At 47.5% G+C, this 26228-nt stretch carries 23 protein-coding genes and 1 pseudogene; 18 read left to right on the forward strand and 6 right to left on the reverse strand.

Annotated features, from left to right (window positions below; all coding sequences use genetic code 11):
* The first annotated feature begins 391 nt into the window (after positions 1–391).
* The gene (locus AAC022_RS26085; protein ID WP_339736061.1) at positions 392–670 is read left to right on the forward strand and encodes a transposase; all 279 of its coding nucleotides are present in this window, start codon (positions 392–394) and stop codon (positions 668–670) included.
* Between the two features lie 132 nt (positions 671–802).
* On the opposite strand, the gene AAC022_RS26090 is transcribed toward AAC022_RS26085, so the two are convergent.
* The 5 genes from AAC022_RS26090 to AAC022_RS26110 form a co-directional block, all read right to left on the reverse strand.
* The gene (locus AAC022_RS26090) at positions 803–1861 is read right to left on the reverse strand and encodes a GNAT family N-acetyltransferase (protein ID WP_339736063.1); all 1059 of its coding nucleotides are present in this window, start codon (positions 1859–1861) and stop codon (positions 803–805) included.
* Positions 1862–2145: 284 nt separating this feature from the next.
* Positions 2146–3246, reverse strand: coding sequence for a hypothetical protein (locus AAC022_RS26095; RefSeq protein WP_339736065.1), 1101 nt, complete (start codon positions 3244–3246; stop codon positions 2146–2148).
* The gene (locus tag AAC022_RS26100) at positions 3243–3572 is read right to left on the reverse strand and encodes a sodium-dependent bicarbonate transport family permease (RefSeq protein WP_339736067.1); all 330 of its coding nucleotides are present in this window, start codon (positions 3570–3572) and stop codon (positions 3243–3245) included. Before AAC022_RS26100 ends, AAC022_RS26095 begins: the two co-directional genes overlap by 4 nt.
* 72 nt (positions 3573–3644) lie before the next feature.
* A complete protein-coding gene (locus AAC022_RS26105) occupies positions 3645–4202 on the reverse strand; it encodes a heavy metal-binding domain-containing protein (protein ID WP_339736069.1) in 558 nt (185 codons plus the stop codon).
* 328 nt (positions 4203–4530) lie between these two features.
* Positions 4531–5295 (reverse strand): class I SAM-dependent methyltransferase, encoded by a 765-nt coding sequence (locus tag AAC022_RS26110; RefSeq protein WP_339736071.1) that lies wholly within the window; start codon positions 5293–5295, stop codon positions 4531–4533.
* 1749 nt (positions 5296–7044) lie between these two features.
* On the opposite strand from AAC022_RS26110, the gene AAC022_RS26115 reads away from it, so the two are divergent.
* The 11 genes from AAC022_RS26115 to AAC022_RS26165 all read left to right on the forward strand — a co-directional run bounded on the left by AAC022_RS26115 (position 7045) and on the right by AAC022_RS26165 (position 21627).
* Positions 7045–7557 carry a hypothetical protein gene (locus AAC022_RS26115; RefSeq protein WP_339736074.1) on the forward strand — a complete coding sequence of 171 codons (513 nt, stop codon included), beginning with the start codon at positions 7045–7047 and terminating at the stop codon, positions 7555–7557.
* Positions 7558–7656: 99 nt separating this feature from the next.
* Complete coding sequence (locus AAC022_RS26120) at positions 7657–7797, forward strand: hypothetical protein (protein WP_339736076.1); 141 nt, start codon at positions 7657–7659, stop codon at positions 7795–7797.
* Positions 7798–8284: 487 nt separating this feature from the next.
* On the forward strand, positions 8285–8836 hold the full coding sequence (locus tag AAC022_RS26125) for a hypothetical protein (RefSeq protein ID WP_339736078.1): 552 nt from the start codon (positions 8285–8287) through the stop codon (positions 8834–8836).
* A gap of 865 nt (positions 8837–9701) precedes the next feature.
* Complete coding sequence (locus tag AAC022_RS26130; protein ID WP_339736080.1) at positions 9702–11693, forward strand: efflux RND transporter periplasmic adaptor subunit; 1992 nt, start codon at positions 9702–9704, stop codon at positions 11691–11693.
* Positions 11690–15220: an efflux RND transporter permease subunit gene (locus AAC022_RS26135; RefSeq protein ID WP_339736082.1), complete on the forward strand. Its 3531-nt coding sequence runs from the start codon at positions 11690–11692 to the stop codon at positions 15218–15220. The genes AAC022_RS26130 and AAC022_RS26135 overlap by 4 nt, the downstream gene beginning before the upstream one ends.
* Before the next feature lie 33 nt (positions 15221–15253).
* On the forward strand, positions 15254–15703 hold the full coding sequence (locus AAC022_RS26140; RefSeq protein WP_339736083.1) for a hypothetical protein: 450 nt from the start codon (positions 15254–15256) through the stop codon (positions 15701–15703).
* 264 nt (positions 15704–15967) lie between these two features.
* Entirely contained in the window at positions 15968–17392 is a 1425-nt protein-coding gene (locus AAC022_RS26145; RefSeq protein WP_339736085.1) for a TolC family protein, read from the forward strand.
* A gap of 69 nt (positions 17393–17461) precedes the next feature.
* Complete coding sequence (locus AAC022_RS26150; protein WP_339736087.1) at positions 17462–17719, forward strand: hypothetical protein; 258 nt, start codon at positions 17462–17464, stop codon at positions 17717–17719.
* Positions 17700–18416, forward strand: a complete 717-nt coding sequence (locus AAC022_RS26155; protein ID WP_339736089.1) for an ion channel — start codon at positions 17700–17702, stop codon at positions 18414–18416. The genes AAC022_RS26150 and AAC022_RS26155 overlap by 20 nt, the downstream gene beginning before the upstream one ends.
* Positions 18417–18636: 220 nt before the next feature.
* The gene (locus tag AAC022_RS26160; RefSeq protein WP_339736091.1) at positions 18637–20142 is read left to right on the forward strand and encodes a TolC family protein; all 1506 of its coding nucleotides are present in this window, start codon (positions 18637–18639) and stop codon (positions 20140–20142) included.
* Positions 20143–20217: 75 nt separating this feature from the next.
* On the forward strand, positions 20218–21627 hold the full coding sequence (locus AAC022_RS26165; RefSeq protein ID WP_339736093.1) for a multicopper oxidase domain-containing protein: 1410 nt from the start codon (positions 20218–20220) through the stop codon (positions 21625–21627).
* 28 nt (positions 21628–21655) lie between these two features.
* Here the strand turns inward: AAC022_RS26165 and AAC022_RS26170 are convergent.
* A pseudogene (locus AAC022_RS26170) lies at positions 21656–21868 on the reverse strand (transposase); the annotation flags it as partial.
* Between AAC022_RS26170 and AAC022_RS26175 the strand changes: the two are divergent.
* The 6 genes from AAC022_RS26175 to AAC022_RS26200 form a co-directional block, all read left to right on the forward strand.
* Positions 21819–22157, forward strand: a complete 339-nt coding sequence (locus AAC022_RS26175) for a helix-turn-helix domain-containing protein (RefSeq protein ID WP_339736095.1) — start codon at positions 21819–21821, stop codon at positions 22155–22157. The pseudogene AAC022_RS26170 and the gene AAC022_RS26175 sit on opposite strands and share 50 nt — an antisense overlap.
* 655 nt (positions 22158–22812) lie before the next feature.
* A complete protein-coding gene (locus AAC022_RS26180; RefSeq protein ID WP_339736097.1) occupies positions 22813–23079 on the forward strand; it encodes a hypothetical protein in 267 nt (88 codons plus the stop codon).
* 427 nt (positions 23080–23506) lie between these two features.
* Positions 23507–24313 carry a YHS domain-containing protein gene (locus tag AAC022_RS26185; RefSeq protein WP_339736099.1) on the forward strand — a complete coding sequence of 269 codons (807 nt, stop codon included), beginning with the start codon at positions 23507–23509 and terminating at the stop codon, positions 24311–24313.
* Positions 24314–24361: 48 nt separating this feature from the next.
* The gene (locus AAC022_RS26190) at positions 24362–24667 is read left to right on the forward strand and encodes a hypothetical protein (protein ID WP_339736101.1); all 306 of its coding nucleotides are present in this window, start codon (positions 24362–24364) and stop codon (positions 24665–24667) included.
* Between the two features lie 188 nt (positions 24668–24855).
* Entirely contained in the window at positions 24856–25464 is a 609-nt protein-coding gene (locus AAC022_RS26195; protein ID WP_339736103.1) for a hypothetical protein, read from the forward strand.
* A gap of 73 nt (positions 25465–25537) precedes the next feature.
* A partial coding sequence (locus AAC022_RS26200) for an alpha-amylase family glycosyl hydrolase (RefSeq protein ID WP_339736105.1) occupies positions 25538–26228 on the forward strand: 691 nt, incomplete at its 3' end.

Here is a 26228-nt window from a genome sequence, read left to right on the forward strand (position 1 = left end):
GGTTGTTTTCTATTCTATATTTAAATCGCAACCAGAATTATTCTATGAGTACGTTTTTTGGACAAACAGATTACTTTATCTTGATGCAGAACAAGCGGTTCCACTTCAGGAAGTAATTCTGAATTTCAGTAGAGAATTACAGATATTGCCCTGCGCTGTCCGCCTACAGCGGTTTCCACACATCGCCGTCGTGCCGACGGCCGCAACAAGCTGCCCGATCATCTGCCTCGGGAACGGGTAGAGCATGACCTGGCCGAATCCGAAAAACACTGTCCCTGCTGTGACCAGAGGCGTCAGCGGATCGAAGAAATCAGCCACGAACAGCTGGAATTCATTCCCGCCAGCCTGAAAGTAATCGAGCACGTTCGTTTCAAATACGCGTGCCGGCAGTGTGAAGAACACGTGGCGCTGGCGGCACCACCGCTGGCAGTTGCGACAGGAAAAGACGCTACCGATTCTGGAACAGTTCCGCGACTGGTTGACGGAGACGTCGCGTTCGCTGTTACCGAAAAGTCCGGTGTCAGCGGCCGTCCATTATCTGTTAAGTCGCTGGTCTGGTTTTACGCGGTATTGTACGCAGGGAATTCTATCGATTGATAACAATCTGGCCGAACGCACCTTGCGTCCCTGCGCCATCGGCCGGAAGAACTGCTGCCAGACCAATGGTTAAAACACCACCCGGAAGCTCATCGTCCCCGACGACGATGAACTGACAGTGGTTCTACGCCGCGTTTAGTTACAGATGACTCTCAAAGGCATAGCTTTCGATGCCCGTTGACAGACCGTGTATTTCCTGAGACGATTATAGCCGTTCGGCGTTTGTCAGGTGCCAGCAATTGGAGTCGTGCAGGGCTTCCAGTTGAAAGTCTTTAAACTGAGGATTGTCATGCACAAAGACCTGGGCCGACGACTTACGTTGAAAGAATCCGAATCGCGAGAGCATGTTCGCGATCTCTTTTCGACCAAAATAATGCATGACGATCGTTTCCATACCGATCTGACGGCAGTGCTGGGTGAACGCCGCCAGTAGCTGTTGGAATGATTTCTGGTCACGATAGAAAAAGTCCTGAATTCCCGCTGCATGGTCACCATTTCGGCCGGTTTCCCCAATCACATAAACCAGATAGCCCAGTAGATCCTGCTCACGGTTCTCCAAAGTCATGATCTGGTAGCGAGCCGACGGTTCATGACAAAAACGCCATTCCAGAAATTCGCGCGTGCGCTCGACCATGATAATATTGTGAGCATGCTCTTCATAAAGCCGATGAAACCGTTCATCAATCGTTGCGTCATAATTTACTTTGAGGCGATGCGACATGAATGTTCTGGATTCGAGAGAGTAGAGACGCAGTGCCAGATCAACGAGTGCTGCCGCTCCTTTTCTGACAACTCTGTTCGAGATTTTATTCTTGAGCTTGTATTCACTGCGCAGCGGTTTGACCCAATGCTGGAAGGTGCCGATTTGTTTGTAGCGACATCGTTTAAAGACCGCCGCCGCAGTTTCCGTCATGCCGTACACAAAGTGAAAGTCGGTTTCAGGTAGGTGAGAGATTAAGGCACGTTGCAGTTTGAGCGCTGCCTGAGCCGATCTGTGTGCTTTATCGATGTTGATTGCTTCAGCCTGACCGACTGTGAACGGCTGGCCGTCATAGTTCATGCGCCTTCGCAACATGCCGGTAGAACCAATAAGTTTGCCGGCTGATTCTTCCCGGGCCAGCCAGCAGAGGTTTTCACCAAATGGATTCTGCCGTTGAGACCAGTTAAACCATTGGGGGTCGTTTTTCTGAAAGTTCCTATTAATCAGTGAAATCAATTCTTCCTGATCGTCACTCGGTTTGGCCTGGGTGATAGAGTAGCCCATGTTAATTCAGCCCGCTTCTGAAAATGAAAAATGCAATTAAGCCGTAGACAGACGTTGCTGAAGTCTAGGTCACGGGGACATAAAGTCCAATTAGCTCTGATCAACATGATTTCTTGTCTTGTTTGCATACTATTTTGCACACTATTCCTATCTTTGAAGCTGGCTTTCAAATTAAGACGGTAGAGATTGCCTGGATGCTTTGATCATTCCCTCCTGGAGCACTACCCCAGAGCCCTTCTGCTCGCGTCCTGATTCGACCGGACACCTGATAATAGTCGTTGCTATTAAAGCAGTCGATTCAGGAACTGAGCGAGCACCAGACCGTAGTATGCCGCATCGTAATTTGATCGCGAGTTCCACGCCGCTTCGCGCAGTTGCGCAACCAGCGAGCGGTCAGCAAGCGTCTGTGCGAGTTCGTCTGCCGTGTCGAACTCTAACATGGGGTAATCCCTCAGGTAGCTCTTGATGGCACCATAACCCTGCCTCGGAATTGCTACGGGGACACCTGCAGCCACGCTGGTGATTAATCGGTCAGGAATTGTCAGGTTGAAACGGTCGTCGCGTGCACATGCCTGAGTGTTATACGCGATCAGACTCGCATCAAATTCACCAATTTTATCGATCAATTCTCGCATCGGAAGTGGTGAGAAATGGCGACGATGTGGGTGACCATCATCCGTCTCGGGCGACCGGGCATGGTGTAAATCAATGCCCGCATCCAGAATGCTGTTCATTAACGGACGCACGTCGTCGGCCGCAGTGGCTGTGGGGCTGCTCATGTCTGTTCGCCCGACGAATATCAAACTCGGACTCGCCGCCGTGGGACGCAGTTCGCCAGTCGCCTGAAAGCTTCGAGGCCAGCAGGGAGGGATGACGACCGACGGTGGAGAGCCGGTGCGAAAGACTCGGCCACTCACAGACTCCTCGGTCAGGGCCGACGGAAACACGATTCCATCCAGAAATCGGGTGGCCCTTCGCAGATAAAAGTCCTGCCGGAGAATTCCACCCCGTGACAAGGCTAGCGGGTAGCATAGCAGCAGTAATACCACTTTGACATCCGGCCGGGCCTTTTTTATCGCCAGCAAATCCGGCAGTGGCAGTGTTCCCCAATAGCCAATGACAATTTTCGACTGAGTTTCGTCAAGCGTGGACAGTACGGAGTTCAGATATCCAGGGTCACTGGTTCCCCATAGCTGATCTGTCAGTCGAGAAAATTTCGATCTCCAATTTCTCCGGTTCTTCGTGGCACTTTGGGAATCCGGCAGAGCCCCAAATCCGGCCACATGACCGTCCAGCATGGCCTGCAGGCTGTCGGTGTGTTCGCACTGCGTGTCGGTACCGAGTACCGTAACAATTGTTCGCACCAGTGAAGAATAGCCGCTCATGAGATCACGCTGAGTTGATTTACCTGGCGTAACTTTGTGCCACGCCGCAAGAAAAAGTAAGCAGCAATACTAATACAAAGGTTTGTAACAAATCCGATTACCATAAAACCCAGAGCCTGACCAAATTCGGCCAGAGATAACGAAGCCAGTTCTTCACCACCGTGCCAGCCAATCGCAACCAGCAGGTACAGAGTCAAACACTGATACACGGTTTTAGGAAATTCAAACGGCACTTTCAGAACCGGTATCAAAAAAACCATATAGAAAAACAGTAGAAGCGGTTTAAAAAAGTTATGTGCAAAATTATGAATGAATTCTTCAAACAAACTAGTGCTCCTCAGCATGGCAGATATGGTCGCCTACAAGTTTTGCTCGCATTTGGAACGAATCAGTCTGATTCACCGTGCCCCCCATTTCCCAAAAACTACAGCGACCCAGAATCGTTGTATCATGCGCCTAAGTTCGGTGTCGTCATCTTCCTCAAGCGCGGTTACATACTTCGGTTCCAGTTCCATCCCACACTTTGGACAGGTACCTGGTTCATTCTGCTCAACTTCCAGGTGCATCGGACAGGTATAAGCTGTGCGAGTCTCTGCAAGATTTGGTTTGACTAGCTCTAAAGCCATTCCGCATTTAGGACACTCGCCTGGCTGATCACTGCCGATTCCTTCGCACATTGGACAGACATATTTGTAAGATTTAGTAGTTACTGTCTGTTCTGTGGTAGCGTTCCCCTCCAACCCTGGTTCAGGATTGCAACACCCATGACTTTCACTAACAACGGCACTGATGCTGGAATGCTCTTCCTTTGAAATCAGCTGTGCAGCCAAAGCCTGTTGGCTTTGGAACTGTTGTTGGCAATTTTCACTGCAGAAATAGAATATTGCTCCATCGTATTCACTATTTAATCCCGTTGTTTCTTCAACCTGCATCCCGCAAATCGGGTCGATTGCCATTTTTCACGTTCCTGCTAGTCCACGTGTTTATAATCTGTAAAAAGAGGCGCGTACTCCTAACCTCTTCCGTATTAGATGTAACGCACTTGCATTTTCTTCATGTGAAATAGCATTTTTTGTGAGATTCTTATAACCCTATTCTCGATTCTTAATCTAGACCGGGTGCGAGAAGCTAAGTTATCTCCTATTCTATATTTAGAGCGGTATCTGAATAATACAAAGGGATGCGTTTTGAGGAAGAACAGATTACTTTCCCTTGATTCAGATCACTGAATAACCTCCGGCAGCGATTATCCATAAGGTCACAGCGAGCTACGATTATTTTTCATTAAGAAACTGAGCGACTCAATCTGGAGCGTTCTAGACTTTTATTTGAATAAAGATAGATTTGGTTTCCCCATTCATCAGGATATTCCTTGATCTTCGAGAACACTCCATTGCTAATGATTAAGTCATGACAAACTGGGTTATTGTATATGATTAGTATTTCATCATCGCTTCTTCGGGTAGACTCATTAATCTTGCAGATCACTTTGGACATAATATCATTCGGAAACGGATTGTAAAAATAAAACATGTTATAGCGTCCATAGTGCTGAAATGCCGTTGCATCGCAACTAAAGATATGACATCGATTCTCCTTTAGTTTCTTGAAATTTTTGATTGCTATAGCAGCAATCTGTTCTGACAACTCAACACCACCGACTTCTGCAAAAGGAAACTTAAGCATTGATCGCATTGCGCTGCCTTTTCCGGAGCCAATATCGATAATTGAATCAGTATCGGTAATACCAATATCTTCTAGTAACTGAACCAAGTATTTATTACCAGAAGGAGATGAACGGTATACACATTGAGAGTCATATCCAACCTCTTCTGGTTGTAGTACAGTTATAAAATCTAGCCCTCTGATTCTTTCTATCGTTAACCTTGTTTTACGCGAAAACGCTTTGATAGTTAATTTTCTATACCATCTTGATATAGTTGCTTTCATGTTTCTCACTAACTGAAAATGTTTGGAACATCTAACTAGAAATAGAAACCCCTCAACTGCAAAGCGATTTTGCAGTTGAGGGGTTAGATGCAGAACCATTCCAGATTCTTCATTGGAATTTGAAGATAAATCCAAAGAGTAAGTTAGTATTTCAAATAGATTTCAGTGATTTTCGCTAACTCAAAATGACAGTGAGACTTAAAAATATTCGACTTGCTACTAATTTCACTCAGGGTTTGTATGAATTGAAAAAATTTCTTACCATCGATCTTTTTCGAGAATCTTAAGAGTGAGAAGTTTAAGGGACACTGCTGACCCTGTCCTGGTAGTAGCTATTCTCTTCAGCACTGACTAAAATAACCCGTTTAGTGGCCAAACCGAAAATCTAGATGCGGTGTCATGATCTGGACTGCACCGCGGTGACTATAGGATGGGTAGGCGTAATTGTCGTAATAGCCATAGCCGCGACCGATGTGGTTTTGCCGGAAAGAACCGTGTCCATACTCCCGTGCAGAATACCCGTGGTTAACATTACCGTGCTGGAGACGCTGCCTGTAAGTCGAGTGACCATATCCGGACGAAAGGTATCCTTGCCCCGACGAAGTGTGGCCAAGATATCCATGAACATAAGAGTTATCAGCTGCCTGTGCTGAATTTGTCGTGGATGCTACCAAGGCAATGAGAATACTGAGAAACAGTGCGAAACGTATCATAATGGATCTCCTTTTGGTCTTGTGAACATGATTGCCTCAATGGCATTGACGCTTTTCTTTGATAGTTAATGACTCGACTAAATAACACTTTCTGTGCCAACTCTAAATAAAGAGACACAACCAACTGACACACAGGGTTTTATAGCGAACAAAGTTAAGCCCTCGTTGACAGTTTGTTGTTGTCATGACGACGACGCGTTAAGTCAAAACGATCACGTATCCTCCTCGAACCGCTGAGCGTTCACCAAATTCAGAAACTGGTATTGCTCAAATTTGTTATTAATGAAGATAATCTCAGTCGATCAAATCCTGAATAATCGTTGAAGTCTAGCTAGTCAAATTACCGAATGTTTACAGTAGCCCACCAAAATTATTAAAAATGTCGTAAAATCGAAACCTATGATGTTCGCCAAACGAGTACAACAAAATGCTGCCAAAGCCATCATCTGGTTGACGGTTGCGATGTTTGCACTACCCGCGACACCCGTTTCCGCTTGCCCTTGTTCCACAGGCGCTGCAGTATCGGAGTGCGATTGTTGTTGCCAGTTGGACCTTAATCAACTTAATTCGCAGTCAAGCCCTTATTCCACAAAGAAGCAGCACGCTTGCTGTTCTGAATTCGGCAACACATTGAGCAGTTGCTGCAATAATGGATTATCGACGGCACCTTGCGAGAATTGTTCGTGCGAGAACTCGTGCTCTTGCAAGTCGGGGCAATATCCCTCACTGCCTGCGAATCCTCTTCGGCCGGTAGAAGATTCGCCCAACAAAGTCAGCGGTGACGATTTCCACGCAGATATGCTGACGCCAATTGCACACCCTGTCATTCACTGCAATCAAGAACGTTGTCTTTATTACGATTCTCTTGATCGTTGCATTGCGCTCTCTCGCTTCATCGTGTAAGACTTTTTGATCGGGGATAATCTCGCGCCGATCAGTTGTGGTTGTGCCGTCGATAGTCTCCATCTAGGGTATGAATTCCCGTTTCGACGATTGCTACGGAAGTTGATAAGACTTCAAATTGCGATCCCCAAACGCTGACGAACTCTGCTTCGTTGAGATTTCCGCGGCGATCTTTTGGGATTACGAAACTTCTTTAAGTCATCCATGATGTCATAAGCAGAAAGGATCTGTAATGTTTAAAAGCATGACCGAATTGCGATTCTCTAACGAAGATTTCCGCAGTTCAATCGGTGTCCCTTTGCACCGCACAAGTGATTCAATCTCGACCGTGCCCCAATACCCGCCGATCCGTCCGCGCGTGCTGGTTGTCGAATTTCGAGACGAAGTTTACGCTGGATTGAAAGCCGTCCTGGAAGAACACAATTGCCGCGTCACACGGGCGGAAGTCGGTGCGGACGTAGCTGGCTCAATCATCCAATGTTCCCCAGATCTTGTGTTGGTCAACGAGTCCATGCCTGATGAGAGTGGCTGGTTGGTCACTTGCAAGCTCCAGTTTACGTGCCTCCGTTTGCCCGTCTGGCTGTATGTAGTACGGTGCCCACAACCGACCGCCACTTTGAATGAGTTCTCCGGTGTCAGCCGGGTGATCGAATATGGCGGTGTCTTGCTTCAGCTTGTTCAACGCGTTCGGCAAGATCTCGTTGAATGGCTGGCCAAGGTACGTGAACTGCGCGCCGACCATTAGTGACTCCGAATCGAGCGAGTTCTGCCGACTATATTGGTTCCTATATGGCGGTCCTCTCTCGTTCCGTTTTTTTTCTACTCAAACAACAAGGAGGTTATTATGTCAAGAATCCTGTACGTAGTTGTCTTGCTAGCAGCCACAATACTCATCGTTGGTGCCAACGGCTGTCGATCAACCGGTGGAGGATCTGGCGGTGGAGGAAATAGTAGTTCGGACGGTCATGCGGGCCACAACCATTGACTCTAATTTAAAGAAATGATTCTTTCGGAAGTGCATCCGATTGTCTCCCGGCAACCCTACCATTGTGATCATAACTCTATTCTCAATGCTCGTGACTGCAGACATTGGTAGATAAAATATCTGGTGCCCAGGCAGGCACATAGAATCGTTTGCTTTATCGCAATGCTGTGATAATGACCTCTAAACCTAATCCTAACAAAACAAATCGATGCTTAATTTACATTGACCAAATATCTTCCACTCAATTTGAGCAAGCCAATCGCCACTTCGTTCGAGTTAAGGATAATCGCACTTGACTACATCTGTTGTTATGAAGATACTCCTGCAGCTTACCCATAATATTGATGTTTTACATTTCGGGATGAGAATTTGGATGGTTTTGAAATTTCCATTGACTTCACCTCTATTTCTCTTCGAAGTAGGCCGATCTATTAGATAATAGATCTTGCCGTATGTTTATTTAGCGGTAAGTAAAGGATTGTTTATTATGTGGATTACCAACACAATTACGGCACGCATGCTGATTTGTCTTGCAGGTTTTTCTATTCCTTTGCAAGGATTACCGGTAGCATCATGTGCCTGCTGTCCTCAAGATTCACAATCCAAGGGAACTGACTGTTGTGGTACGCTTGATCCAACTGACCAGGTTCTCTCTGTGCAAGCTGCGACCAATGCATGTTGTTGTACGGGTGCCAGTATCTGCCATTGCAATGACGGATGTTCTGTTCGAAAAAAGCAAGAAACATGCAATACAACTCAAAAGGCAGAAGAATCGTGTTGTATTTCAAGCGAAATGTTCAACGATCCTGCGTGTCAATGTGGGCCAAATTGTCATTGCGGTGAAAGAAAAGAACCCGTAACACCCATTGCACCCTCTCCGGTGGAGAGCAATTCTCTTGAGAAATTAGTCGACAATTCAATTTCCACTGAATCGTTATCTGCTGATTACCAGTCGCAAGATTTAAGACGAGCACATGATGCCCCCAGTGCTCTTGCTGCCCTTGATCTTTGCGTATCTCTTTGTCGATTCACGCTTTGAATCGGTTCATCCAGCACCTCTGTGCATGACTTCGTATTTGTGTGCGCTTTGTAATCGCGCGTTCGTTTATGGTAGTTGACGTCAAGTTTAGAAAAACCGAGCGTTATCCTTAAGGCGGAACTTTCGCTATGTACATTTATTCGTTTTGTTAAACGAAATTCACTATGTGCATATTGAATTATCACAAGTACTTACAGCTTGTAAGCGTAAGCAGTTTAAGTAGTAGCAACAAACATCAGACTTGACTTCGGTGAGTCTGGGCAATATAAAAAAAGAGTAATTCTTCTTCAGACTGGTGTAGTAATGTTTCAGTTTCTCACAAACTCCTTGATTTCTTTAGTGCTAATCGTAGCGGTCACCCTATCGGGTGTCGTTCCCGCGATCGGTGCAGGAAATCAATGTGGATCGGAACAATGCTGTCGCACAAGATCGGACGAGGCAGTGCAGAGTTGCTGCTCGACACCGACGCATCCGCATATATGCCAGTGTTCTGTCAAGAATAAGCGTCCTCCCACTCCGGTGGAAAAACGCACATCTGATAAACGCGATCCTTCCCGTCGCGCAGATGGCATGACTGTCACCTTTCTCGTTTATTCGGAAGGATCACAAAGACAGTCTCCCAAGGACGCCACACTTTTTTCATTTCAGCCCATTTCTCGCCGTCAAGCTATTCTTTGCTGCTGGCTGATCTGATCCTGCGCAATTGCAAGCAATATGCGCGCTGCTAATACGAGCGTGTCGACTCGAAATACTCCTTCAACTCAAAATGTTTTCTCACCTTTAAGATTATGGTGAGAATTAACATAGGCGAACTACATATTCGTACGGAATATTAGTTGGCTGAAATCATTCAAGCGAGGTAGTAATGAACAATTCTGAAAAAGGAAAGGTTCGCGCGGATGAACAGTCTGTGTCTACTGATAAAGCGGTCCGGCCTTCTGAGAATCCCGTAACGGCACTTCAGCGTAAGCAGGAAGCTCGACGTTGGTGGATCAAACTATTTGTCCAACCAGCCTTACTGATTGTATGCGGTGCCATTCTGATCATCGGGTTAGGTGTAGCCCAGCGATTGGGATTCATCTCAGCTGGCGGCGGTGGTGGCCATGATCATGGGTCTGTCATCGGTAAGGCGATGCAATATATCTGCCCGATGATGTGCACACCACCACAGTCTGAGCCCGGACGTTGTCCCGTGTGTGCGATGGAGCTTGTGCCGTCTACATCAGGAGGAAATACTGACCCACGTTCGATTCAGATTGATCCTGCAACCCGTCGCGTTGCAAACATCCACACCGCAGCCGTGAAGTCGATGCCGATGACTCAAACCATCCGAGCGGTCGGTGAACTCAACTACGACGAAGGTACTTTGAAGACGCTTTCGGCATATGTCGACGGCCGCCTGGACCGATTGTATGCCGACTATACTGGCGTCGTCGTCAAAAAGGATGACCATCTGGCGTTTGTCTATTCTCCGCGGCTTTATTCAGGCCAAGTTGAACTATTACTAGCTAAGAAAGCTTATGAAAATAGTCGTTCCGCAACGCTCACTCGCGTAAAACAATCCAGTAGAAATCTTTATGAAAGCTCTCGGCAGCGGCTGATCGAGTTAGGTATGACTGCTCCACAGATCGATGAGCTTGAACGGACAGGGAAAGCAAATAGTCGCATGCATTTGTGTGCTCCGATCAGTGGTACGGTGATCGAGAAGTTTGCCGTCGAAGGTCAGTATGTGAAGGAAGGTCAAGCCATCTACAAACTCGCGGACCTCTCTACATTATGGCTGATGTTAGAGTTGTTTCCCAAAGATGCAGCAACGATTCAGTACGGGCAAAAGGTCGAGGCCGTAGTACAGTCCCTACCAGGGCGGAAATTCACTGGCCGCGTGGCTTTCATCGATCCGAATGTCGACCCGAAAACACGTACTGTGGGTGTTCGCGTCATCATTCCGAATCAGGACGGTCTATTGCGAACAGGAGACTACGCCAAAGCGACGATTGATGTTCCTCTTACCAGTTCCGACGGTATCAAGAGAGGTGTCTATGATCCTGAATTAGCCAACAAGTGGATCAGCCCGCGGCACCCACATATCGTCGAGTCTGCTGCCGGAAAATGTCCAATATGCGGTGTAGACCTGGTCCCTGCTGCCCAGCTCGGCTTCACTTCTAAGGCAATTGCTAACGGCGAAGCCTTGGTTGTGCCACGTGATGCCGTACTCATGGCTGGCAGTAATAGCGTTCTTTATGTAGAAACGGAGCCGGGCCGCTTTGAGATTCGCCGCGTTGTGCTCGGTCCAATTTGTGGTGACCAGATTGTCATTTTGAGCGGTGTAGAGAAAGATGAGCAAGTTGCCACGCGAGGCAATTTCTTAATCGACTCTCAAATGCAACTTGCAGGTAATCCCTCGCTCATTGACCCTACCAAAGCTGAGCCAAAGATGAACGAAGCTTTGTCAGCTGAAATGATTGCAGCACTATCAAAACTCTCTACTGAAGAACGGAGCATAGCGGAAAACCAGCGTATCTGCCCGGTAACCATGATGCGGCTCGGCTCGATGGGGGCTCCCACGAAAGTCGACGTAGATGGGAAACCAATTTTTATCTGTTGTGAAGGTTGTCGCGAAAGTCTTCTGGATGATCCTAAAAAATATCTTAACATCATTGCGACTTCCAACGCCGCGGATGATGCGTCTGAAAGTACACCGCAAATGGAGCTTCCAGCCATCGGAGTACCAGAGATTATCGAGCCTCAAGGAAATCTTCCGTCCATTGAGACACCCCAGGAAGTTCATGAACGTACTGCGGAACCAAGATATCCGGCAAAAACTGCTTCCGGCCTACGTAAGGAGACTGTCAAATGATCAGGAAGATCCTCGATTTCAGCATCCAAGAACGACTCGTTGTCATAATTGGATCGGTTGCACTAATCGCCTACGGTTGGTATTCGACACAGAAGGTGCCACTTGATGCGATTCCTAACGTTGGTGAAAATCAGGTGATCGTGCTCACGCAGTGGATAGGCCGTTCGCCGAAAGATGTGGAAGATCAGATTACGTATCCGCTTTCCATTGCTCTGCAGGCCGTGCCAGGCTCGAAGAGCGTGCGCGGCAAGAGTATGTTTGGTTTCAGCTTTGTTCAAGTCACGTTTGACGATGCTGTCGACTTCTATTGGGCTAGGTCACGCGTTGCGGAGCAACTTACGACAGTCTCTGGTTCGCTCCCTGAAGGTGTCATACCGACACTCGCACCTGATGCTACGGCTCTGGGGCAGATTTATTATTACGTTCTAGAATCACCGGAAGGAATGGACTTAGCTGAACTAAGATCAAAGCAAGATTTCTTCATCAAATATGCGCTCCAATCCGTCGATGGAGTGGCAGAAGTCGCATCAATTGGTGGTTATGTGCGACAGTATCAAATTGAAGTTGATCCCGACGAACTGCGTTATCATAACATACCGCTTAGCAAGGTTATTGACTCAGTAAAAGCATCAAACATCGACGTCGGTGCAAAGACCGTCGAAGTGGGTGGCATGGAATTCATTGTCCGTGGCAAGGGTTTCATTGGGTCTGGAAAAACCGAACCAGAAACGATTGATCAGATCAACAATACGGTCATTATCACGCGTGACGGAGTACCAATTCGTGTTCGTGATGTCGCTCAAGTTCAAACCGGTCCTGCATTTCGACGTGGTGCTCTTGACTTCAACGGTCAAGAGGCAGTCGGCGGTGTGGTGGTAATGCGATATGGTGAGAACCCGCGCGAGGTGATCGAGCGAGTCAAGTCGAAAATTACGGCCTTGGAGTCCGAACTGGATGGTATCAAGATTCAGGGTGTCTATGACCGCTCAGTTCTGATTGACGAGACAGTATCAACACTTACTGAGGCATTAGCTCAGGAGACTCTGATCACAATCGCAATTATGGTGTTGTTTTTGCTGCACGTGCGAGCCAGTATCGTCATCGCGATTACACTACCCATGGCTGTGTTGATGTCATTCATTGCCATGAAGACGTTCGGCATCGATGCTAATATCATGTCCTTAGCTGGTATCGCTATCGCCATCGGAACAATGGTCGATATGGGTATCATTATTCTAGAAAACATTTATGGTGGTTTGTCTGACTGGGAAGCAGGAGGCTCACCGGGCGGACCCCCACAACGGCTCGTAGTCATTCGCGAATCGGCTGCTGAAGTTGTGCCTGCGGTAATTACTGCAGTCAGTACGACCATCGTCAGTTTTCTACCAGTGTTTTTCCTGACAGGCCGCGATCACAGGTTATTCGCGCCTTTGGCCTGGACAAAGACCTTCGCACTGGTCTCCAGCCTGATTGTTGCAGTCGTTGTTTTGCCAATGCTCTGTCGCATCTTATTACATAGTTCGCAAATCCCGCGTTGGGGTAGCATGGTTGCAGGTCTGGCCGTTTCCGCACTCTCGGCCAGTCTGTGCTTTTTTGTTTGGGGCGACCACGTCGAGCATTGGACGCCACTAAGTCTACTGTGGGCAACGGTTGCTGCAGCGGTGATCGGCTTTTTAATCGGATGGTCGATAACTCGCGAGAAGATCCGTTCTATGGAAGAGAACCCTGCTAGTCGGTTTGTACGGTTCCTCTATGCGGGTCGATTAAAACTGGCGCTTCGACGAAAAATACTAATGCTCTCCTTTCCTGCAATCATCATCATACTGGGACTAGGTGCGTGGATTGGATTACCCACGGTACTGCGGCCCGCCGAGAAGATCGTTGAGATGCTTGGTGCAGACTTGAACGAGGTGCCGGGGTACGTCGACACCAAGCATATTTTTACAGGCTTGAAGACAGACGACTGGATTGCGCTCGATGAAGGTAGTTGGTTCTACATGCCGAGTCTCTATCCAGCAGCCAGTTTTTCACAAGCCATGGAAATACTACAAGCACAAGATGCAATGATCAAAAAGATTCCTGAAGTTGAAAATGTACTTGGAAAGATTGGGCGAGTCGAGTCCGCACTTGATCCCGCTCCGGCAGCGATGATCGAAACTTACATTATGCTCAAGCCACGAGATCAATGGCGCGAGGGAATGGACGGACGCAAGATTTGGGATGAAATCAACGCTGTCGCTACGCTTCCCGGCATCACACCCGCCTCTCCACTTCAACCAATCGAAGGACGCGTGGTGATGTTGCAGAGTGGGATCAAGGCGTCGATGGCCGTACGAATTTATGGTGATGACTTAGAAGGATTGGCCAAAGCGTCCCTCGCTGTAGCGGAGCGGCTGAAAAAGAATCACTTTGTCAATGCGGGGACAGTCAATCCCGATATCGTAATGGGCAAGCCATACTACGAATTTGAAGTAGATCGGGAAGAAGCGGCCCGCTATGGAATGACCACCATGATGGTGAACCAAATCGTGTCTGCAGGGCTTGGTGGTGTTGACGTAACGACCACTGTCGAGGGGCGAGAACGTTACCCGATTCAGATTCGATACGAACGCAGTGTACGCAAAAGTCTCAACGATTTGCAAAAGGTCTCTGTCGTTACTCACGGAGGTGACGTAGTACCGCTGAAACGCTTAGCGAACGTAACTACAACCTGGGGACCAGGTGCCATTAATAGCGAAGATGCGCGGCTGGTAGCTCATGTCGCCTTCTCACCATCGGGTGCTTCTGGTGACTTGGAAACTGTCGAAGCAGTAATGAATTCGCTACGAACAGCGAGAGAAAGTGGAGAGCTGAAGTTTCCCGAAGGTAATTTTGAGTTACAAGCTGTAGGATCATTTCAGAACCAAATTGAAGCCAATCGAGTGTTAATGTGGATTATTCCGACTGTGTTAGTGGTTAACTTACTCATCATTTATTTAAGTTTTCGAAATTTTGCCATATCAGCCGTTGTCTTTTCTGGTATTCCTGTTGCGTTCGCAGGTGGAATGATCGCCGTTGCCGTCATGGGCGTGGATATGAACACGGCAGTCTGGGTCGGATTCATCGCACTGTTTGGCATCGCAGTTGATGATGGTGTTGTCATGGCGACCTACATCCAACAAACATTAAGACGTCGTCCCGTTCGTAACATCGAAGATTTACGAAACGCAATCTACGAAGCGGGTCTCAAGCGTATTCGTCCGTGCGTGATGACAACACTAACAACCATCTTCGCGCTGTTGCCTGTTTTGATGTCGACCGGACGAGGTGCCGACGTGGCGCGTGCAATGGCGTTGCCGGTTTTCGGCGGAATGCTTGTCGAACCGTTCACAACGTTCATTGTTCCAGCCGTGTATTGTGCTTATATGGAATTTAAAATGCGAGTTGGTCTTCATGATCAACTTATCTCTGATCATAACGAAAAAGAAGAAGTAAACACCGCACCAGATGGTGCAATCATAGTTCCCTCCTACCGGGCGGGAAGCTAGTTTTTAAAGTTCTGTTTTTAGAAGGAGAAGAACATGAAATTTGCAAGGATGTTTTTTGTTGCGGCATTAATTGTTGGCATAGGTCAAGTTGCGAAAGGAGGTCAGGAGCAAACTAAACGTGATCAATTACGAATCGCGGCCCAAAAAATCTGTCCAATGACTGGTGGAAAGCTTGGAGAACACGGTCCGCCCATCAAGGTCAAAGTTGGTAAGGAAATGATTTTTCTTTGTTGTAAGGGTTGTTTGAAAGAAAAAATTAACCCACAGAATTGGGCAACCATTCATACCAACTTTGCCAAAGCGCAACGTATCTGCCCTGTGATGAAAAAGGAACTTCCTAAAAATCCTAAATGGACGATTATCGAAGGCCAAATTGTTTACGTTTGCTGTCCGCCATGCACTAAGAAGATCACAGCAGATCCTAAAACATATCTTCGTAAGATAGACGAGCTTTATTCCGCGTCGCTACAAAATAAGTTTTAAGAACAATTTCCATTGTTGTGATTTTTTGACTTACAAGGTTAACTCCTGAGCGGGAGAGCCTGAGCAACTGAACGTCATTATGTCGTGAGGTAGCTCAGGCTTTCTGTCAATAGCCGAATCGAAAAACTACCTAATCCGAAAAACCGGAATATGTAAACTGAGTTCACAGGATATTTGGTCGTAATGACTATTCTGGTGAAATCAATTTTGTCGATAACGTTATTGTAGTATGTCGTTTTTGATCATAAAAAAGGGAGGCCATGGATGGCCATTCAACAAACAAATATTTATTTCTTGAGTGTGTTTGTTTTACTGATCGGTTGTAAGTCCGCTCAACAGATACGCGATCCTGAATATGTCCAAGTTTCCCAATCAGTTCATCAAGCTTCCTATGCGCCAACGCATCCTGAAGATTCTGTCAGCCCAGTGTTTTCAAATCTTGAAGGTCCACATCCCGTTGACGAATACATTCAGTTTGCATTAGACCAAAACCCTGATATCCAGTCGGCTCGAAAACAGATGGAAGCATTTGCCCATCAAGTTCCCGTAGCTGCGAGTTTACAAGATCCAAATTTAGGAATGACCTTCTACCCAGAGGAGGTTCAGACTGCCTCAGGACCACAGGAATTTGCCCTTAGTGTAAACCAAAAGTTCCCCTGGCGCGGGAAGCTCAGTTCACGCGCTGAATTAGCCGAATCACAAACTAATGTAGCCCGCGCTCAACTCGCAGCAGTTGAGTTAGAGACGATTTCTAAAGTAAAACGTGCCTACTATGAACTCTATTTCATTCAACAAACCATTGAAGTTACAGAAGCTGATCAAAATCTTCTTGTCGAGATTCGTGATGTTGCCAATATACGTTATAAAACAGGAAAAGTAAGTCAGCAGGATTTGCTGAGAGCTGAAGTGGAAATTTCCAATGTAGAGAATGAGCTGATTCGCTTACGACAAAAACTCGAAAGTGGCCAGGCGCGACTGGCTCGTTTATTACATATTTCGCCACAAACTAAAGTACGTGCACTTGATCATGTTACTCCAGAGGAAGTTCCACAAGATTTAAACTGGCTACAGCATCAAGCTGTAACAGCACGGCCAGAATTACATGCACAACTGGCTGTTCTCGAACGCGACAGACGAGCTCTTGACCTAGCGCGTCTTGACTATATGCCTGATGTAACATTGGGAGCAACTTGGATTGATGTTGGCTCTTCTGGCGTCAGCCCAGTGGCGAACGGGAACGATTCCTTTCTAATTACTGCGGGAATTAACTTGCCGGTCTACCGCAAGAGGCTAGATTCATCCGTACGGTCAGCTGAAGCAAAAGCCGTATCTACAGCTCGTGCGTACGATTCGTTGCGTGATGCGACGCTTGAAGAAGTCATGGATCTGTTCACAAAAGCACAAAGCCAGCAAGAGTTGCTCACATTGTTTAGTGAAGACATTATCCCCAAGGCTCGGCAAACGCTGGAAGTATCAGGCCAAGCATATAACACCGGTGAAGTAGACTTTTTACAGTTGATTGATAATTGGAGGGAGTTACTCCGGTTTGAGATTAGTTATCTTCGCCTGGAAGCTTCCTTAAGACAAACCTTAGCAGAACTGGAACGCGTGGTTGGTGGTCTTGATGGGCAAAGAACCGAACCAATTCCCGCACCGGCTGAAGGAATACAATCTTTGCCACTACCGTAAGGAGCATGTCTTGTTATGAACAAGTCGACAGACGTCATAGCATTCAGATGCTTACAAAGGAGTCCAATAATGAAAAAGGCAAAAAAACAAATGCGATGGATTGCGACGTTAGCAGTGCTTCTCGTCACGGGTTGTGCACCAGCATACCGCACTTATTCCGGTTGCAATATTGATTGTCAATACTGCGAGCCACCACCGCTCCCCTATACTTACTACGAAGGCTGCGCATGCCATTCCCAATCGGTATCGAATTACATTGAATACCAACCACAACTGGTCGAAGTAAAAAGAAGAGACGGAATCAACAATGATACTGCAAAAGAATGATTCTGTTGAACGCCGAAGATTTGGCAAGTTCTCTTATTTGCTTGGTTCTCTTCTTTCTCTGTTAGTGGGAATCGCTTTCACTGGATCTAATCGAATTTCAGTGATGATCTTCTGCCTGCTCTTTTCGATCGTTTTGTTGACTGCGGTTGTTTCGGTATGCCGACGCCATAAGACACTTGGTGTCGGGCTTGCCTTTGTTATTCCAATGCTGATGTTGAATGTTGTTGGCTATATCGATGGTGGCAAGTCAATATTTTCAGTCACTCATAATGTCTTTATTATGGGGTTCTTTTTATTCGTTTCATACCATGTTCTTATCGCAGTTCTTGATGACCGCGAAGTGACACTGGACACAATTATTGGTGCAGTCTGTTTATATCTGCTTGCAGGACTTATATGGGCTTATGGGTATTCGACGATTTTGTTGATGGATTCATCCGCGTTCAGTGTGAAATCGTTATCTCCCATTGCAGAATACTCTCCATTTAGCAGCGTAGGGCTTCAACCACTGATTTACTTATCTTTTGTGACAATGGCCACTCTCGGTTATGGTGACATTGTTCCTGTATCAGGACCTGCACAGACAGCCTGTTATACTCAAGCAATTTTTGGGCAGTTCTTTTTTGCTGTCTTGGTAGCTAGATTAGTTTCAATTTATATTGCTCCTGTTTACCAAAGAAGCAGAGAGCAAACTTAAGGATTTTCGATATTGTCAATTTGATATTTTTTATCTTTAGTTGAACAGTATTAATGTAACCAATGTCGGACAAGATGTTTATTTTGCGCTACCATATTATTCTGCGTAAATTCATTACAATCAATCTGCCTGAAATAATAGTAATGATCTCATCGATAATATATCTTGCGCTAAGCGTGCAAAGGATGTGAGCAGAGCGTAATAAATATGGAGGATCGTGGTGAAATTGAAAAGCCCTATTTCTGTCTTGCTAGTAATGGTTTTGCTTGGTGGATGTGCAGCCGGCCGGGAACGACATGTTGCAAATCAACAAGATGTAAATTCTGCCCTAGCAGAAAATGATACTTCACAGCCCATCGTGCGTGATGATAGCGTGGTGGCAGAATTTGATGCAACCTCAGAGACTGAAACGCGACTCGTGTCGCATCAAGAGTCAGCCGCGTTACCAGTTGCGAAATATGATCCTCTTCTGCCTCCCAGGCCGGATGATGTAGATGCAGGCCAGCATGCTGCGATATCACTGGATGAGCTAGAAGCTCTGGCACAAGCCAATAATCCGACACTGGTCCAGGCGGTAGCTCAAGTTGAAGCATCAAGTGGCGCAGCCTATCAAGCGGGGCTCTACCCAAATCCGGTAGTGGGATATGCCAGCGATCAAATTGGTATCAACGGCACGGCTGGCGAATTACAGGGGGCATTCGTCTCACAGGAATTCGTCACCGGTGGTAAGCTGAAACTCAGTCGCGCGAAGTGGACAAAACAGGTTGCTGTTGCGGAAACCAACTTGTCGGCCCAGTACACGCGTGTCTTAAATGACGTGCGGATTCATTTCTACCGGACACTGGCAGCGCAGCAGTTACTCGCAGTCCAAGGCAAACTTCTGGAGAATGCGAAAGATAATTTGCAAACACATAAAGAGATGCTTAATCTGGGACAGACGAATCAATCTGGCCTGTTGCAGGCGGAAGTCGATCAGCATCGCGCACAATTGAAACAGCAGGCAGCTGAGAACGATCTGGAACAGGAATGGCGAAATTTAGTGGCGATGGTAGGTACTCCTGAATTACAGTGTACGACACTTAGAGGGACGCTTGAGCCCCCGGAGATATTTTATGACTGGAATTCGGCGCTCAATCAGTTATTAGAAGAAAGCCCAGAAATCGTTGCTGCCTGTGAACGTGTACAACATGACCAAATAACCGTAGAACGCGAACGCGTCGAACCGATACCTAATATCCTGGTCGATGTCAATTTCGGTCATAATTTCGAGACCGATAACTCAGTAGCAGGGGTCACCGTAGGGTTACCTATTCCCATCTTCGACAAAAACCAAGGCACCGTGGATCAAGCCTTAGCCGATCTCAACCGATCTCGGGCAGATGTAAAACGGCTAGAATTATCTTTGATGAGCAAACTTTCAACAGAGTTTCGAAATTATCAGACTGCATGTCAGCACGTAGAAACTTATAGAGATGAAATGTTACCGAAAGGTAAGCAAGCGTACGACTTGCTACATCACAGTTATAAAGAACGGCGCGCACCCTGGCCCGATGTATTGATGGCACAACGGATCTATCTCAACTTGCAGGCAGACTATATCATGAGTCAATTAAAGTATCATGAAAGTGAAGTTGCCATTAGTGGTATGTTGTTGACAGGTGGCTTGAACGAGCCCCCCGCTCCTGTGGGTGGCGGGCATATCAATGCTGTTCCCAAACCTCGATAATCAACAGAGCTGATGGACAATGATTCTTTTGTAAAACGAGCTAAAACAACACTGAAATAAATGAAAGGCCTATTAATGGGTACTCAGAATGACCGCAGGGACTTTCTCAGGCATGGTGCGGCAGCCACGGCCGGGTTGTTTGCTGCGGGGACCGCACTGGGGCAGATACCCGAAAATGGAGCGTCCTCTGATGAATATCAAGGTCAGGGAGGCGCGTATCCCCGCATGCATCCAGGGGTTGGTGGCCCAGTTGGTAGTCCGACTGACCGAGGGAAGCTCGTGCCTGGATTGCGAAAAGCGGGGGAACCACCAGTCAATGTGATTGCACCTGATTTGAATACATTGAGTGGGAAAATCGTAAATGGTGCGCGCGAGTTTCATCTGCAGGCGACTCCCACGCGTAGAGAAGTGCTTCCCGGGATCTGGATGGACGCGTATGGATTTAACGGCCAGTTTCCGGGCCCTGTGTTGCAAATGTATCAAGGCGAACGAGTACGGATTATTTTTCGCAACGATTTGCCAGAGCCGACGACTCTGCATTCACACGGACTTGAATTACCGATCAGCATGGATGGCATCCCCGCGGTGACGCAAGATCTGGTTCAGCCGGGCAAGACTTTTGTGTATGAATATGACGTGCATCAGGAAGGTAGTTTTTTCTTACATCCTCACGTGGCGATGCAGGAAGCCATCGGCATGGTGGTGCCTTTCATTGTTCATCCCAAAGTGGCTTTTGAACCTGCCGTGGACCGCGATTTTGTATTGATGACTCAGCAGTTTTCGATGCTACCCAATGCGCACATTCCCAATACGATCTCCATGGACTGGAACTTTCTGACGATCAACGGGCGTTGCGGACCTTACACGACGCCACTGGTCTGTAAGTTAGGCGAACGGGTCCGCATTCGCTTTTTAAACTTCAGCACGCTGCATCAGCATCCAATGCATTTGCATGGACATACTTTCTGGGTAACAGGAACCGAGGGGGGCCGCATTCCAGAAACAGCATGGATTCCCGGAAATACGGTGATCGTGGGTGTAGCGCAATCGCGGGATGTGGAATTCGTTGCCAATAATCCCGGAGACTGGGTACTGCATTGCCACATGTTTCATCACATGATGAACCATATGGTATCTCAAGTCGGGCCCATCATTCGCCAGAAAAAGAATGATCCGGGTTTCGAAGTACCCGGTTATCCGCAAATCATGCAGGGAATGTCGGACATGAAAATGGAAGGTAAGCACACTGGCAAGATGCAGATGGAAAAGGCGAATGATTATAGCATGCCGATGACAATGGAAGACATGAAAAAATTAACCGATCGTCGCGAAACCCAGGGGATGCGCGAAGGCTGGTATAAAGGTGTCAAAGGGCTGTTTACTGTTATGCGAGTGCTGCCGCCGGATCTGTACGATAAGTTGATGACAACCGACGATCCCATCCCGCCGAATTCGAGTACGCCGTTGAATCCACATCATGCCTGACTTCTAATATCGCCCTGATGTGACTTGATACTGTCCTTTCATCCTCGCTTTTGATCAGCCATTTAAATTTGGAAAAAGCCTGTTCAATCGGATTCAGGTCAGGGCTGTAGGGAGGCAGGTACCACAGTTCGGCTCCCATAGTTTTAATCGCTTCTCGCACTTCTGATCGCTTGTGGCTGCTCAGGTTATACATGACCACAATATCTCCTTCCTGGAGAACAGAAACCAGATGCTGTTGTACGCCAGCCCGACTGGTACTACGGGCCAAGATGATTCTTGCGGCAGCTCAAGGTCGCGAGAATAAAGACATTGCAATGGAACTCGGTTGTACCAGGCGAACTGTCGGTACGTGGCGAAATCGATTTGCCGAGAAACGAATGGTGGGGATTGAAGCAGACGCCCCACGCGGTGGTCGGACAGCAACACAACGCGCAAAGTATGAAGCCGAAATCATTCGTATGACAACTCCTGGAATTGAGATTTATAGTTCTGGTCGATTTTTCAATCACAGTCCTGGCAGATCGAATTGATGTCAAAAGTTGTCGATTCGACGACAACAAAACAGCGGGCTCTGTTGTTCTGGCACAGATGCAGAAACCGCTCTGTGAGCTATGTATTTACGGACGATCGGGATTTTCAAGCAGAGAAAAGCAGTGCTGAGATGACGTTTGGCACGCGGCGTGCATCGTATACTGACAACGCGGTCCATTGACGCTCCGTGATGAACGACTGGACGTCTTCTCAACATCTGTTCCGATTACTTGGGAGCGAACAATGACCTGCAAAATCCTGACGACCCTAGCATCCGTAGCGGCACTCGTTGCCACGGCCGTCCCTTCTTCAGCCAACGATGGATTCTCGACCTATCCATCGCGGGGGTGCGGTTGCAGCACCAATGGCATTTACTCAAGCAATTTCAACTACCCTCACAGCTACTCCACCGCGGGCGGATGCTCAAATGGGATTTGCGGATACCAAAATTCGAGTGGTCACTACGCCCCTGCACCTTCTGGCTTCCGTGGGAACTACTCTGTCCCGCTGTCTCAAAGCAGATTTCCCCGCCAAACGGTCCCACCATCAACGAGTCCTTTCTTCGATTCGAGATCTCCTTACAGCGACAGCAGGAGCCGGCAACCGGCGTTCCCGCCCATTCCATCGTTCGGCACTGGAGAGATTCGACCAGCGATGCCCAACGCTGTGCAAGCTCCGTCGATCCCGGCCGGCATGGAAGGGATTGCTCAACTCTCTGCAACTGACCAGGTCGCCGCGTTGAGGCAACGAACCTGTCCAGTGACTCAGGAGCCGCTGGGTTCGATGGGCAAGCCAATTCGCGTGACCGTCGGAGGTCAGTCGATCTTCGTTTGCTGTGAGGGATGCATCGCCGCGGTGAAACGGAATCCGGACAAGTATTTACGCGGTGCATCGACGCGCCAGCATTCGATCATTCGTTGATCCACGCGTATGGACCAATCACCGATGACCGAATGATCGGTCAACCGGGAAACGGGTACTTCAAATTGAGATTGCCCGTTTCCCGGGGTCTTGACTAGCAAATCATGAGACGTGGCAGTCAAAGCAGAGATCTCTATGGCCCGAAACGTACAAAATGGCTTGATTTATGTATGTGCGCTATGACTATCACAACTTTTCAGTACGATAACTTTAGGTATAGCAGTCTTTGCAAACCGAATGATGGCTGGAACATGCATTAATTATTATACCAGTGTGGTAAAGATTCTTACGATATTTTCTCGACTTACATGAAGATAAGGCAGGTGTTGTGCATCCAATGTATAAGTGACGGGACAGCAAGAAGTGGTGGATTTTATTGTGGCTACCTGTAGTGTCCCTGCAAATAATTGGAACATAGGAAAGGTCTATGAAACGGAAACAGTCCATAAAGCCTGTGAGTGAAGATCCGATGCCACTCAAAATTGGCGTCATGGGAGGTGCAGGGAGTGATATTCCAGCACATTTTTTGGATCGTGCTACTCAACTTGGTGAAGAAATTGCTGCAGAAGGCTGTATTATGATTACGGGAGCGTGTCCTGGTTTGCCTCTCGCTGCTGCACAGGGAGCTTTTAAGAAGGGGGGGGGGACCGTTATCGGTATTTCTCCCGCCCTTAGTCTTGATGAGCATGCTTATAAATATGGTTCTCCAACACTCGCCCACCACGTGCTGATCTTTACTGGCAGTGGGCTGATGGGACGTGAGGTCGTTAATATTCACAGTAGTGATATAGTCGTGATCGTTGGAGGCAGAAGCGGAACACTGGGTGAATTAGCGATTGCCTATGACGAAGGAAAGTTAATAGGAGTGCTGACTGGAACCGGGGGCATCAGCGACATGGTTCTTAGCATTCTGGAAACATGTCACAAAGACACCGGCGCTCGTGTTATCTATAATGATGACCCGCAACAATTGGTCAATGAATTACTGAAAGTGTATCGAAACGAACACTTTCGCCGTCCTTCTGTATTTTGCCGTGGTGTTCAGGCTGCATCACCAATCACAATAGCAAACGGCAAGAAAGACATTGTTTGTGGTATGATATTAGAATCGGGCTCTGCGGCTGCGAGGCGCGAACAGAATGGAAGTGAATATGTGTTTTGCTCACTTCAATGTGCTGAGAGATTCGACGCACAGCCGTCATTCTATCTTGAGTCGGAAAAGTCTGATGCCTGATGACCGAGTTCTTAAGCTTCCCGACCGCAGGAGAAAGACCTCATCACCATGATTCCCGACCTTGTAAAACATACGAACATCCTGGTGATTGTTGGTGACATTCTAAAAGTCCGTGCTTCTGGTGTGGGCTTTGGAGACTTGGCAGTTGTCGAAAACTGGGACGGTCGGAACTCTTTGGGACAAGTCATCGAACTAGACCACGACGTAGTTTCACTGCAAGTATTTTCGGGTGGCAAAGGGTTATTAACTCGGGCGAAAGTTCAGTTTCTCGGACATGCGATTGCGTTGAACGCGTCCTACTTCAACACACAGCGAATGATGCAGCAATACGTGTTGAAGGCTTACTATGAGTAGAAAGACGCCGTGGGATTCCCACGGTTGGTGGCCAGCCTAACCTGTATTCTAACAAGTTTCGTTGGTTGAGTTGTATGGTCTGAGTGGAACCGGTCAAAAAGTCATAGTTGAGTGAAGAATTGATGCCAGAGGAGCATCAAAGCTACAAACAGTCATTGTTACTACCACGAAACTGAAAGGAAATAGCCATGACAATAATTAATACTTTGATCCAAACGATTTTGGATGTCACCAAGTCTCGTCGACATGTTTTAGTCCCCTTTTTGTTATTAGCTTTCATGTTCGCGATAACGTCATTTCCGTTTACCATGCCGCTGGATGCAGCACCTGCCACTGAGGGTGTCGATGTTCGATTCTTCCAAAAGAAACTGGAACTAGCCAAGCATGACTTGCAGACGGCGGTGAAAGCCAATCAACGAGTTCCTAACCTGACTTCAAAACTGATGTTGATTCGGTTGCAGAATCAGGTCGACTACACGGAAACGCTGCTTAAACACGCAACGGCAAAAGCAGACCATGACTTGCATGTTATCCATCTTCAAAACGTGAAGAATGATGTGACAATTGCTGAACAACAATTGGCGTGGGCCAAAGACGTCAACCAACAACACGCAGGACTCGTAAGTGATGACGAAGTGAAACGTCTGAAACTTTCGGTAGACCTTGCTCGGTTGGCTTTAGAGAAAGCAAAGCAACCCAAGATCAAGGCAGATCCGCTACATCACCTGCAGTGGCAAATTGATCGGTTGCGATCAGATCTGCTTAATCTGCAGGTTAAATTCGAGCGAGTTCGATAGGCCTACTAAATAAGGATTGCCAATGTCACACAGCACTAGCCAGACAATCTGTCGGCATTGCGGAACTTCGGTCGTGAATGATGTTGACTCAAGCGTCTCTATCAGGGGACCGGAGTGGGAAGCGTCCGAAGGAACACCCTCTCCCCTTGGCGTTACATGGTTAGAGTCAGAGCAGGCATATAACTTTGCCATTGATACCGTCAACGCCGCAAAAGTTACACTGCTGTTGTACCTCGAAAATGAATTGCGTGTTCCTTGGCACTCACTGCAGCTTGATCCACTCAAAAACAAGTCTGGACCAGTTTGGCATTGTCGTGTGCCTATTTCGGAGGCAGGCGATGCGGTGTACTATGCATACCAAATCGACGGTCCGGTGGCCAAAGTGACCGACACGTGGCATGCGTTTGATCCCGAGAAGGTATTGCTTGATCCTTACGCACGCAGCATTTTCTTCCCAGCCAAATTCAAGCGTGACGCGGCGAGACTTCCCGGACCCAATGGAGATTCTGCACCGCTGGGCCGTCTTGACGTTTGCCGATGCCCGTTTGATTGGGGAGTCGAACCACGCCTACGTCATGGGGCTGACTTAGTGATCTATGAACTGCATGTTCGTGGCTTCACACAACATCCAAATTCTGGAATAACCGATGACGCTCGCGGTACGTTTGCGGGCGTCATTGAGAAAATCCCCTACCTTAAAAAGCTTGGAATAACCGCCATCGAATTGATGCCGGTTTTTCAATTCGACCCATCAGATGAAAACT

This window comes from uncultured Gimesia sp. (assembly GCF_963976445.1).
In the GTDB taxonomy this organism is placed as follows: Bacteria; Planctomycetota; Planctomycetia; order Planctomycetales; family Planctomycetaceae; genus Gimesia.